We start from the raw sequence: 12517 nt of genomic DNA on the forward strand, positions 1-12517 counted from the left end.
TCCGCCCTACGCTTGCTGTAACTTAAGTCGCCAGCTGCTCTTTGGAGTCGTCCTCTTGCAATTTTTTATCATACACCGTGAGGAGGCGAAGGACATTCTCCTCGCCATACTTTGAAGAAAGCAGCTTGAAAGCGTCACGAGGCATTTGCCCCCACTTCGGTTGGGCCCTCTTGAAATAGCCTTCGATGTCGTCATACAAAATGATCAATCGGAGAAAACTAACTCCAGATTCATCGCGCATGTATTCTTTAAAGCTTCGCAAGAAACTGGTGGTTACTAGCTTCTCAACCGCTCCAATCGTGTTGATACCAAATCGCTTGATCTCGTCGGAGATGCGTTCCATAAACGCTCGTGATTGGGTAATATCTCGCTTAGCCAAGCATCGTGTGAGCCTTCTGCGATCGGCTTTACCCTGTTCTGCTTTATTGGTTTAGTCGGGTTCTTCACTACAAATCTCGAACCTGAATAGGTTGATAACACGCTTATATTCGCGCTTGGATTGCTCAGATGCAAGCCTGTCCTGTGAAAGAAAACGGGACGACCGAAGCCGTCCCTTCGCTTCCAGGCTGTGGCTAGTAGCAATCCGCAGTCGACATGCCCGTCACGAACACCCCGTCGTGCTTCCGCACGTATCGCGATTCACGCAGGTGACATTCCGCACCAGCGTGAGGTTGCGGCAATTCGAGCGGTTCACTTCCCCTTTCCGCGAGCCTTCGCTTCAGCAATGCGCCGCTTATTTTCGGCTTCAAGGCTGGTGACCTTGGCTCCGCGCTTCGCTGCGTCCGTTAAAAACTCATAGATGCTTTCGGGGATAGGTCGAGGGATACCGTGGGTGCGTCGGTATATCCGCTGGAGTACGTCAAGGCGAATTGATGACGCAGTCTGGCTAATATCAAATTTGTCAGCCATGTCGCGGTCAGAGACCAACAGTGGATTCTCTACCAAGTAAGACGGCGCGAGAAAGGCCGCGGCAAATCGATCTGCGTCGCGTTCGTCGCGAACAATTGGGGCTGCAATTTTCTCTATCTTGCGTCCGGAGATATTTCGATGACGCGTCTTCTTGTGGCCAAGAAACACATGTCCAAACTCATGCGCAATCGTAAAGCGGGCGCGCTTACGTCCCGGTGGATTGCCTAGCACTTCGTTGGCAGCGGTAAACGTACTCTCCTGCAGACTGAGGATGCCCGTTTCTGGATCAAAAGCAGCTAGGTCGTCCGGCATGTCCGCATCCGGAATGCGGACGTAGCCCTTTAGGAAGCCCAGATACTTAGCTTTGAATACCGCCGTGATCATGTCGGGCTTTAGGGTGAACTCGATCCCCAATGCCCTCCTTGCATCTCGCGCTACACGCTCGATGTCTTCGTCCTCATGATCACGGCGATGATTCATATAGGCTCCTCACGAACACCCCGTCGTGCTTCCGCACGTATCGCACTTCATGCAGGTCCCATTCCGCACCAGCGTGAAGTTGCCGCACTCCGAGCACATCTCGCCTTCGTAGCCTTTGGCCTTCGCTTCGGCCCGGCGCTCGGCCTTGGACGGTGCTGCGGCTGCGGCGGTGCCGGCCTTGCTCCAGTTCAGCGCCTCGAGCTTCTCGGTCGGCGAGAGGTCGTGGCTGACCTCCTGCTTCAGGGCAACCGCGCCTTCGATGGTGTCGGAGACGCCGCGGGCGGTTGCGCCGTGCGGAGCCAGCGCCGTGACGCGGCTGCCGCCGGCGGGCGCGTTGTCGGCGTTGCCGCTGACTGCGGACGAGCCGCCGCGCATGACGACGAGGTTGTCGGTGCGCGAACGGGTCAAGCCCTTCGACACGTACTTCGTCGCCTGGTGGGTGGGGGCCTCATCCGGTTCCTTGCCTTCCTCGACGCCCTTGCCGAGCGCGTCGAAGCCGCTTTCGTTCGGATCGACATGGGCCAGGTCGAAGCGGCTCATATAGCTCACCGCGAGCTCGCGGAAGACATAGTCGAGGATCGAGGTCGCGTACTTGATCGAGTCGTTGCCTTGCACCGGACCCGCGGGCTCGAAGCGGGTGAAGGTGAAGGCGTCGACATATTCTTCCAGCGGCACGCCGTATTGCAGACCGAGTGAGACCGCGATCGCGAAGTTGTTGATGAAGGAGCGGAGTGCGGCGCCTTCCTTGTGCATGTCGATGAAGATCTCGCCGAGCCGTCCGTCGTCATATTCGCCGGTGCGCAGATAGACCTTGTGGCCGCCGACAACAGCCTTCTGGGTGTAACCCTTGCGGCGATCGGGCATCTTCTCGCGCTCGCGCATCACGATGATGCGCTCGACCAGCTTCTCGACGATCTTCTCCGAGACCTGGGCGGCACGCGCCGCCATCGGCTTCTCGTAGAGCGCTTCGACCGCATCGTCCTCGTCCTCATCGTCGGAGATGAGCTGCGAGTTGAGCGGCTGCGACAGTTTTGAACCGTCGCGGTAGAGCGCGTTGGCCTTCAGTGCCAGCTTCCACGACAGCAGGTAAGCGGACTTGCAGTCCTCCACCGTGGCGTCGTTCGGCATGTTGATGGTCTTGGAGATCGCGCCCGAGATGAACGGCTGGGAAGCCGCCATCATCCTTATGTGGCTCTCGACCGAGAGATAACGCTTGCCGATCTTGCCGCAGGGATTGGCGCAGTCGAACACGGGATAGTGCTCGGCCTTCAGGTGTGGCGCGCCTTCGACCGTCATCGCGCCGCAGATGTGCACGTTGGCGGCTTCGATCTCGCGTTTGGTGAAGCCAACCGCTGAGAGGAGGTCGAAGCCCGGCGCAGCAATGGCCTCGGAGCCGATGCCGAGCGTGTCGCGAATGAAGTCCTCGCCGAAGGTCCACTTGTTGAAGGCGAACTTGATGTCGAACGCGGTCGGCAGCGCCTTCTCGACCTTGGCGATGGCTTCATCGGTGAAGCCCTTGGTCTTCAAGGTCGAGGCGTTGATCCCGGGCGCATTGGACAGCGAGCCGTGGCCGACGGCATAGGCTTCGATCTCGGCGATCTCGCTCTCGCGATAGCCGAGCGCGCGCAGCGCCGCCGGCACCGCCTGGTTGATGATCTTGAAGTAGCCGCCGCCGGCGAGCTTCTTGAACTTCACCAGCGCAAAATCAGGCTCGATGCCGGTGGTGTCGCAATCCATCACGAGGCCGATGGTGCCGGTCGGCGCCACCACGGTGGTCTGGGCGTTGCGATAGCCGTTGACTTCACCGAGCGCCAGTGCGTCGTCCCACGCCAGCTTGGCGTGCGCGACGATGTCGGCTTGCGGGCAGGAGGCATGATCGAGCGGCACCGGGTTGACGGCGAGCGCCTCGTAACCACCGGCGTTGCCGTGGGCGGCGCGGCGGTGGTTGCGGATCACGCGCAGCATGTGCGCGGCGTTCTTCTTGTAGCCCGGGAAGGTGCCCAGTTCCGCGGCCATCTCGGCCGAGGTCTTGTAGGAGATGCCGGTCATCACAGCGGTCAGCGCGCCGCACAGCGAGCGGCCTTCCTTCGAGTCATAGGGCAGGCCCATGGTCATCAGCAGGCCGCCGATGTTTGCAAAACCGAGGCCGAGGGTGCGGAATTCGTAGGACAGCTCGGCGATCGCCTTCGACGGGAACTGGGCCATCATGACCGAGATTTCCAGCACGACGGTCCAGAGCCGGCAGAGGTGCTCGTAGGACTCGATGTCGAAGCGCTTGGTCGAGGTGTTGTAGAACGTCAGCAGGTTGGCCGAGGCCAGATTGCACGCCGTGTCGTCCAGGAACATGTATTCCGAGCACGGATTGGACGCGCGGATGTCGCCGGACGCCTTGCAGGTGTGCCAGTCGTTCATCGTGGTGTTGAAGTGCAGGCCGGGATCGGCGGAGGCCCAGGCGGCGTAACCGATCTTCTCCCAGAGGTCGCGGGCCTTCAGCGTCTTGGTCACCTTCTTGGTGGTGCGTCCGACGAGATTCCAGTCGCCGTCGGTTTCCACCGCACGCAGGAAGTCGTCCTTCAGCGAGACCGAGTTGTTGGAGTTCTGGCCGGAGACGGTCAGATACGCTTCGGAATCCCAGTCGGTGTCGTAAATGTCGAACGAGATGTCCTTGTAGCCCTGCTTGGCAAACTGGATGACGCGCTTGATGTAGTTGTCGGGCACGAGGCTGCGGCGTGCGAGCTTGATCTCGCGGCGCAGGGCAGGGTTCTTCTCGGGATCGAAGCAATCGTCGCCACTGCCTTCGCAGTTCACGCAGGCCTTCATCACGGCCTTGAGGTGCTTCTGGTTGATCTTGGAGCCGGTGACGAGCGCTGCGACCTTCTGCTCCTCCTTCACCTTCCAGTCGATATAGGTCTCGATGTCAGGGTGATCGGCATCGACCACGACCATCTTGGCGGCGCGGCGGGTGGTGCCGCCCGACTTGATCGCGCCCGCGGCGCGGTCGCCGATCTTGAGGAAGCTCATCAGGCCGGACGAGCGGCCGCCGCCGGAGAGCTTTTCGCCTTCGCCGCGCAGGCTGGAGAAGTTGGAGCCGGTGCCGGAGCCATATTTGAACAGGCGCGCCTCGCGCACCCAGAGGTCCATGATGCCGCCCTCGTTGACGAGGTCGTCGCCGACGCCCTGGATGAAGCAGGCATGCGGCTGCGGATGCTCATAGGCCGACTTCGACTTGGTCAGCTTGCCGGTCTTCCAGTCCACGTAATAGTGGCCCTGGCCGGGGCCATCGACGCCATAGGCCCAATGCAGTCCGGTGTTGAACCACTGCGGCGAGTTCGGCGCGACCATCTGTTTTGCGAGCTGGAAGCGCAACTCGTCGAAGAAGGCGAGGGCGTCTTCTTCCGTGGAGAAGTAGCCGCCCTTCCAGCCCCAATAGGTCCAGCAGCCGGCGAGGCGATCGAACACCTGTTTTGCGCTGGTCTCGCCGACGATGCGCTCGTTCTCGGGCAGCAGGCTAAGCGCCTCGGTGTCGGGCACCGAACGCCACAGCCAGGACGGCACGGTCTCTTCCTCGACCTTCTTCAGGCGCGCGGCAACGCCGGCCTTGCGGAAATACTTCTGCGCCAGCACGTCGGAGGCGACCTGCGACCAGAACTCCGGCACCTCGACGTTCTCGGCGCGGAACACGACCGAGCCGTCCGGATTGCGGATCTCTGATGTGGTCAGGCGGAAATTGATCCCGGCATAGGGAGATTGTCCGCTGGTGGTATTGCGCCGATCGATTCGCATGGTCGAGCCCCGTCTCTTCTTCTGCCCGGCCCCACGTTTCTCCGCAGGTTGCCGGAATGTTATCTGTTCGCGGACTCAGGGAAAACGCGTCAGCACGCCTCCCGTCATCCGCAGCTCAGCCGGTGGACCCGGCCTGTTCTCTCAACCGCGCGGCGCCGGTTTGACCCGGCCCTGCGGCGGCACGATCCCGGCGCGGATCCCGACGTTGCGGGTCCTCCGGGTCATGCATTCAACGCCCCAAAACGCTTCACGCGACACGTCACGCGTACGCTTCTTTCGGGCCGGTTTTCGGCCTCTGTTTCCGGGTCCTTCGCGGCCCGTTTGTCGTCCCGAACCTAGCCCAAAGGACTCGGCCCAAAATCAGGGCAGACAAGCCCTTCACCCGCGGCCCAAAGGCCTGGCGGAGTGGTCATTTTGGTACCCTTGTGGGAGCGACCGGCGGGAACCCAAACACACTCGCGCCGAACAGGTTGAAAACTAGGCCATGTCCGTCTCACCCGTCAAGGACTAGTACGAGTTTCTGAATCAAGCACTAAATATGGTGGATGGAGGGGGATAACAGGGGTCGGTGCCGCGCCTGTGATCGAGCCAACTATCGGTGAGTCCTCAGGGATTCCCAAGCCAAAAAAATTCGCGCCGCCTGTGGATTGGAGTTTCGCCCCGCTGTTCACAGGCGAAGTTTTTATTCGCCGTCCCGGATTGAATTTTAGGGACTCACGTAGGGCTACGGGCAAACTACGGATCAGGCATGTCAGGGGCGTGATGGTCGGGCGACAAAATCGCGGGCAAGCTGTGATCGACTCACATCCCTGCCGGGTTCCATGACAGATCAGAAGCCTCACGCGCGGCCGCGCCTTGCGCCCGCCGGCCTGATGTTCCTCGCCATCACCTCGGTGGGCTGGGGGTTCAACTGGCCGTCCACAAAATTCCTGCTCAGCGAGCTGCCGCCGCTGACCTTGCGCGGCACCACCGGCGTGATCGGCGCGGTGCTGCTGGCGTTGCTGGCCGTGATCCGCGCCCAGAGCCTGCATGTCGAGGCCCGGCTGTGGCCGCGGCTCGTGCTCTATGCGGCGCTCAACGTCACCGGCTGGATGGTGCTGATGGGGCTGGCGCTGCTCTGGCTGCCGGCGAGCGAGACCGCATTGATCGCCTACACCATGCCGGTGTGGGCTTCGCTCTTGGCCTGGCCGGTGCTCGGCGAGCGGCCGACGCTGCTGCGGACCATCGCACTGGTGATGGCGTTCGCGGGGCTTGCCGCGATCATGGGTGGCAACGGCATTTCCGCCAGCAAGGAGAAGCTGCCGGGAATCATCATGGCGCTCGGCGGCGCGTTCGGCTTTGCGCTCGGTACGGTGCTGGCGAAGAAATATCCGCTGGTGATGCCGCCGATCCCGGCCGCGGCCTGGCAGATCGGCCTCGGCTGCGTGCCGATCGCAATCGTCGGCCTGCTGATCGAGACCACGCATCTCGAGCGGGTGACGACGGTCGGCTGGTGGCTCCTGGTCTATTCGACCCTGATCCAGTTCTGCGTCGCCTATGTCGCGTGGTTTGCCGCGCTCGCCCGCCTGCCGGCCTCGGTGGCGGCGATCGGCACCATGGCAGTGCCTGTCATCGGCGTGGTGGCCTCCGCCATTGCGCTCGGCGAGCCGCTCGGGCCGATCCAGATCACCGCGCTGCTGTTCACGCTCGCCGGCGTCGCGCTGGCGACAAGGTAGCTGCGTCTCGCTCTGCGCCACAAACTCGTCATGCCCGGCCCTGTGCCGGGCATCCACGTCTTGGCCTCAGAGCAAAAGAAGACGTGGATGGCCGCGACAAGCCCGGCCATGACGACGTGGCAACGTCAGTTGCAGAAGTCCGTAAATGCAACATGCGACAGCCCCAGGGTGAAGGGCGCCTGCACAATTTCCGAATAACGGAAATATATCGCTGATTAGCCCGTCAAGGCACCGTGGCGAACGTCGGCGGCCGTCGGCTCCTTTGCATGGGGTTGTTTTCGATATTTTGGCAGTGCACCCCTGCGATCGCCCTGCCGCAACCGAGGAGAGGTCGAGGCGTCGCATCACTCGCCGAGCGCTTGCTGCAGCATGCTGGAGAGCTGCGCCTTGCGGTAGGGCTTTGCGAGCAGCAGCACGCCCTCGTCGAGGCGGCCGTGATGCACGATCGCGTTCTCGGTGTAGCCCGAGGTGTAGAGCACCTTGAGGCCGGGCCGCCGTTTTCTCACTTCGTCGGCGAGCTGGCGGCCGTTCATGCCGCCCGGCATGATGACGTCGGTGAACAGCAGGTCGAACTTCTCGCCCTTGTCGACCAGCGCCAGCGCCGCGCGGGCGTCGGGCACGGCAATGGTCTTGTAGCCGAGGGCGCCAAGCTGCGTGACGACGTAGTTGCGCACCAGCTGGTCGTCCTCCACCACAAGGATGACTTCGCTGCCGCGCCGCACCGGCTCCGGCTCCGGAGCCGTCGCCTCGACCTGGCCGCGGGCAGGCGGCAGATAGAGCTTGATCGTGGTGCCGTGGCCTTCCTCGCTGTAGATCTTGATGTGGCCGCCGGACTGCTTGACGAAGCCGTACACCATGCTCATGCCGAGGCCGGAGCCCTTGCCGACCTCCTTGGTGGTGAAGAACGGCTCGAACACCTTGTCCTGCACCGCGTGCGACATGCCGGTGCCGGTGTCGCTGACCGCGAGCAGCACATAACGGCCCGGCGTGATGTCGGGATTAACAGCAGCAAAGTTGTCGTCGAGCACGATGTTCTTGGTCTCGAACAAAAGTTTGCCGCCGTTCGGCATCGCGTCGCGGGAGTTGATCGCCATGTTGAGCAGCGAGTTGGCGAGCTGCGAGGGATCGATATGGACGCTGGCGACATCGGGGGCGAGCACGGAATCGATCTCGATCTGCTCGCCGAGCGTCGGCCGCAGCAGTTTTGCGATATCGACCACGGTGCCGTTGATGTCGACGGTGCGCGGCTCGAGCGGCTGGCGGCGGGCGAAGGCGAGCAGATGCTGGATCAGCTCGCGGCAGCGCTCGGCGGCGCGGTCGATCAATTCGGCGGTTTGCGCCAGCTTCGGCTGGTTGCGCAGGCTGTCGACCAGCGTCTCGGTGGTGCCGGTGATGACCGTCAGCATGTTGTTGAAGTCGTGCGCGACACCGCCGGTCAGCTTGCCGATGGCATCGAGCTTCTGCGCCTGCTGCAGCTTGTGCTCGGTTTCGCGCGAAGCGGTGATGTCGTGATAGATCAGCGCGGCGCCGGTGATGGCGTCGTCGCCGTCGCGCAGCGGGCAACCCGACACCACGAGGTGAATCGGGGGCGCGCCGCGGACCGGCTTGGCGACGAATTCCAGCCCGTCGAATTCCTCGCCGCGCAAGGCCTTGGCCGAGGGCATGTCGTCGGCCTGCATCGGCGTCTCGCCGTCGGACTGGAACACGTTGCTCATTGCGCGCAGCTGCCGGAGCGTCATGCCCGGTTTGTAGCGCAGCATCTTCTCTGCGGCCGGGTTCGAGAGCAGCACGACGCCGGCGGCATCGATCACCAGCACCGCCTCCGCCATGCTGCGGAAGGTGGTTTCCATCACCGAGGTGGAGCGGCGCAGCCCTTCGAGCGCGGCGCCGAGATCCTTGGTGCGTTCGGCGACCTTGCCCTCGAGCGACAAATTGGTGGCCTTGGTGGCAGAGAGCGCGCCCTGCAGTTCGCGGCTGGCGCGGCGGGCCGCGAGCGTCAGCGCGACCGCAAGCAGCAGGATCAGCACCACGCCGGCGAGGTCGATCGCCAGCAGCAGCCGTCCGTTTGTCTTCGACTGTCCGGTGCGAATCCCGAGCAGGCGGCGCTCTTCGGTCACCAGGCGGTCGAGTGCCGCTCCAACCCTGTCCATCAGCGCGCGGCTCTCGCCCGCGGAGATCAGCGCGGCGGCGCCGGCGGTGTCGCCCGCGTTGCGCAAGCGGATCAGTTCGGCGCCGAGCGCGATGGCGCGCTTGACGTCTGCCCTGGCGCCCGTGATCAGCTGCGCCTCGTCGGGGGCCGACTTCACCGCGGCCATCAGGCCGTCGAAGGCGGCGGTGAGGGCTGTGCTCTGCTCACGGAATTCGTCGGCGAAGGAGGCGTCGCCGGTCAGCGCGAAGCCGCGTGCCGCGCTTTCGACGCTGCGCGGCAGCGCCCGCGCATCCGAAATGCGCTTGAGGATGCTGAGCGTGCGCTCGACCGAATCGATCTCGCTGCGCGCCCTGACGTCAAGCCCGATCGACGCCGCGCTGATGACGAGAAGGATCGCAAGGCCGCTGCCGAGGATGAGACGTTGGGAAGCCATCGACGATTAGTACGAGCAATTACTTCGAAAGACGAGCGGAAGGAGTGTACTTCGCCAGACATTCGTTCACGGCGGCAATCAGCGCCTGCGGGGTAAACGGCTTGCGCAGGCAGGCGGACGCACCGAGCTCGATCGTCATCCGCAGGAAGTCCGGCGCGCGGTCGGCATTGGCGAAAGCGTAGCCGGACATCGCGATCACAGGAATATCGGGGGCGCGTTCGTGGAAGATCCGGATCGCCTCGAAGCCCCGCATATGCGGCATGAAGACGTCGACCAGCATCACGTCGAACGCGCCGTTCTCCAGCGCGCGCATGCCGGCCTCACCGCCGTCGGCGACGATGACCTCGAAGCCCTGGCGCTGCAAACAGACCTCGATGGCAACGCACACCATCGGGTCGTCATCGACCACGAGAACGCTCGGCACGATGCATCCTCTTGCTATGGCCTCGCGTGCCGGCGACTCGCTTGGCCCGTTTGCCGATTAAGGCGGAACCGCGACGGAAAGTCTGTATCATAGAATGCATATGCTGTTTGCTGACAAGCTGATTTCAAGCTAGCCCTGACACATCACTTGTATTTGTCCATTCCCTTTACGACAGGTCCATGACCGCAGTTCCAGCCGCCGGCCGCGCTCCGCTGTCACCGCTTGGGCTCGCATTCCTGGTGGTAGCCTCGACCGGCTGGGGACTCAACTTCCCGATCATGAAATTTCTGCTGAGCGAGTGGCCGCCGTTGTGCTCGCGCGGGCTGTGCGGCGTGGTCGGCGCGCTCGCGCTCGGTCTGATGGCGGTCGCGCGGGGGCAGACACTGCGCGTTCCGCCGGGCATGTGGTGGCGGCTTGCCCTGGTCTCGACGCTTTCGATCGGCGGCTGGGTCGCCTCGATGGGGCTGGCGCTGATCTGGCTGCGGGCCAGCGAGGCGGCCGTGCTCGGGATCACGATCCCGGTGTGGGTCGCGCTGGTGGCCTGGCCGGTGCTCGGCGAGCGGGTGTCGCTGCCGCGCGCGCTTTCGCTTGCGGTGGCGCTCGCCGGCATCGCAGCGCTGATCGGCGGCGGCGGTCTCGACGCAAGCCTCGGCAAGTTGCCGGGCATTCTGTTCGCGCTCGCGGGCGCGGTCTGTGTCGGGCTTGGCACCGTGCTGACCAAGTCCTTCAAGCTCGCGATGCCGCCATTGTCGCTCGCGGCCTGGCAGCTTGGGATCGGCTGCGTGCCGATCGCGATCATCGGCGTCGTGATCGAGCAACCGCAACTGGCGGCGCTGTCGCGGTTCGGCTGGGCGTCGATGATCTACATGACGCTGATCCAGTTCTGCCTTTGCTATGTCTGCTGGTTCGCCGCGCTGGCGCGGCTGCCGGCGGCAACCGCGTCGATCGGCACGCTGCTGGTGCCGGTCGTCGGCGTATTGGCGGCAGCGGCGATGCTGCGCGAGCCGCTCAGCACCAGCGATATCGCGGCGCTGGTGGTGACGTTCGCAGCCGTCGCGGTGGCCTTGCGCACGTGAACTTTGCGCACATGAAAAAGGGCGGCGTTGCCGCCGCCCTTCGCTAGCTGGAATTCAGACTGCGGTTACGGGCAGGGGTGCCGCTGGCCGTCATAGCCGAGATAGGTGCCCGAGGCCGGATCGTAGGACTTGTAGCGCTGCGCGCAGTAGCTGGCATCGCCGCCACCCGGCACGGCTTCGACGGCGACAGACGGTTCATCGTAATAGCCGTAGCTGTCATCGTAGTAACCGGGGCCATAACCGTAGCCGGAGCCGTAATACGCGCCCGAGGCGAGCGCGCCGCCGACCACTGCACCGGCAACCGCGCCCGGCCAGTAGCCGCCGCCTCGGCGATAGCCGCCGTGCCAACCGCCACCACCGCCATGCCAGCGACCGCCGCCACCGCCAGCCCACTGGCGGCCACCGCCACCGCCGCCGCCAGCCCACTGGCCGCCGCCGCCAACGCGCGGGCCGGCTCCCATGGCCGCGCCACGACCGCCGCCGAAGCCGCCGCCGCCAATATGGCCGCCGCCACCGCCACCACCGCCGATGTGGCCACCACCGCCGCCACCGCCACCGCCACGCGCGCCACCGCCGCCCATAGCGCCCATCTGTGCACCAGACTGCGCGAACGAGACGGTCGGCATCACCATCGGCAGCGCAAGCGCCAGCGCCGCGGCAGTGCTCAAAACCTTCAGATTGATCATTTTGAACTCCATTAAAACAGGTGATGTCTAACCATTTCTGCGGTCGGACGTTCCTGCGTTCCACATTGATTGTGCGTCATCTTTGCTTGGCAGGCGACGCATGTATGGTGGCTGAACAAAACCGCCCGTGACCGCGTCATTTGGTCGCCAAACGGGTTCGTGATCGGCTCCGTTCGGGGAGTGCGCGGGTACCTTGGCGACGGCTGGACATTTGGGGATTGAGGTGGCATCAGAGCCTGACTGCCTCGAACCGACGACCGGCCGCGCATGAAACAATTCCTGCTGAAATTCTTCACCTGGTGGAACGGCCAGACCTTTGGCACGCAATTGTGGACCTCGCGATTCGGCGAGCTGGTCGGCGAGGACGAGCAGGGCAATCGCTACTATCGCACCAAGGGCGGCGAGATCGACCCGACGCTTAATTTCGAGCGGCGCTGGGTGGTCTATAACGGCTACGCCGAAGCGTCCCGCATCCCGGCGGGCTGGCACGGCTGGTTGCATCACACCGTCGACGTGCCCCCGACCGAAGAGACCTACACGGCGCGGGAATGGGAGAAGCCGCATCTCGCCAACATGACCGGCACCGCGCAGGCCTATCGTCCGTCCGGCTCGACGTTGGCGAGCGGCCGCCGCCCCAAGGCGACCGGCGATTACCACGCCTGGACGCCGGGAAGCTGACCTTCACGCATTGCCGTTTCGGACGTGCATCTGTGTAACGCCGCGCGTGCACCGCACGCGTGCCGTGGCAGCGCAAGTTCGCGCCTGTGGAAAACGGTAACAGCGGGGACAGAGCGGCGGCAGCCGAACATGTCCGCTTGCGCCGCGCACGAGTTCGCGGCTCAATGAAGCCATCTTACGGAGA

Annotated in this window: 9 protein-coding genes; 3 read left to right on the forward strand and 6 right to left on the reverse strand. The window is 63.8% G+C overall.

The genetic code is table 11. The annotated features are described in order from the left end of the window. Nucleotides 1-22 precede the first annotated feature (22 nt). The 3 genes from HAP48_RS36650 to HAP48_RS36660 all read right to left on the reverse strand — a co-directional run bounded on the left by HAP48_RS36650 (nucleotide 23) and on the right by HAP48_RS36660 (nucleotide 5172). Nucleotides 23-343, reverse strand: coding sequence for a hypothetical protein (locus HAP48_RS36650; protein ID WP_166204639.1), 321 nt, complete (start codon nucleotides 341-343; stop codon nucleotides 23-25). 347 nt (nucleotides 344-690) lie between these two features. Then, on the reverse strand, nucleotides 691-1389 hold the full coding sequence (locus HAP48_RS36655; protein WP_166204640.1) for an ImmA/IrrE family metallo-endopeptidase: 699 nt from the start codon (nucleotides 1387-1389) through the stop codon (nucleotides 691-693). A 9-nt stretch (nucleotides 1390-1398) separates the two neighbouring features. Continuing rightward, nucleotides 1399-5172 (reverse strand): vitamin B12-dependent ribonucleotide reductase, encoded by a 3774-nt coding sequence (locus HAP48_RS36660; RefSeq protein ID WP_166204641.1) that lies wholly within the window; start codon nucleotides 5170-5172, stop codon nucleotides 1399-1401. Between the two features lie 821 nt (nucleotides 5173-5993). Here HAP48_RS36660 and HAP48_RS36665 point away from each other — a divergent pair. Further along, the gene (locus HAP48_RS36665) at nucleotides 5994-6887 is read left to right on the forward strand and encodes a DMT family transporter (RefSeq protein WP_166204642.1); all 894 of its coding nucleotides are present in this window, start codon (nucleotides 5994-5996) and stop codon (nucleotides 6885-6887) included. Between the two features lie 344 nt (nucleotides 6888-7231). Here the strand turns inward: HAP48_RS36665 and HAP48_RS36670 are convergent, their stop codons facing one another. Both HAP48_RS36670 and HAP48_RS36675 read right to left on the reverse strand, forming a co-directional pair. Then, nucleotides 7232-9469: a CHASE3 domain-containing protein gene (locus tag HAP48_RS36670; RefSeq protein ID WP_166204643.1), complete on the reverse strand. Its 2238-nt coding sequence runs from the start codon at nucleotides 9467-9469 to the stop codon at nucleotides 7232-7234. 19 nt (nucleotides 9470-9488) lie between these two features. Beyond that, nucleotides 9489-9893, reverse strand: coding sequence for a response regulator (locus tag HAP48_RS36675; protein WP_166204644.1), 405 nt, complete (start codon nucleotides 9891-9893; stop codon nucleotides 9489-9491). A gap of 179 nt (nucleotides 9894-10072) precedes the next feature. On the opposite strand from HAP48_RS36675, the gene HAP48_RS36680 reads away from it, so the two are divergent. After that, nucleotides 10073-10969, forward strand: a complete 897-nt coding sequence (locus HAP48_RS36680) for a DMT family transporter (RefSeq protein WP_166204645.1) — start codon at nucleotides 10073-10075, stop codon at nucleotides 10967-10969. Nucleotides 10970-11034: 65 nt separating this feature from the next. Here HAP48_RS36680 and HAP48_RS36685 read toward each other — a convergent pair whose 3' ends face one another. Beyond that, complete coding sequence (locus HAP48_RS36685; protein WP_166204646.1) at nucleotides 11035-11655, reverse strand: BA14K family protein; 621 nt, start codon at nucleotides 11653-11655, stop codon at nucleotides 11035-11037. A 267-nt stretch (nucleotides 11656-11922) separates the two neighbouring features. Here HAP48_RS36685 and HAP48_RS36690 point away from each other — a divergent pair, with 267 nt between their 5' ends. Next, a complete protein-coding gene (locus tag HAP48_RS36690; protein WP_166204647.1) occupies nucleotides 11923-12333 on the forward strand; it encodes an NADH:ubiquinone oxidoreductase subunit NDUFA12 in 411 nt (136 codons plus the stop codon). The last annotated feature ends 184 nt before the right edge of the window (nucleotides 12334-12517 follow it).

It is taken from the genome of Bradyrhizobium septentrionale (genome assembly GCF_011516645.4).
In the GTDB taxonomy this organism is placed as follows: domain Bacteria; phylum Pseudomonadota; class Alphaproteobacteria; order Rhizobiales; family Xanthobacteraceae; genus Bradyrhizobium; species Bradyrhizobium septentrionale.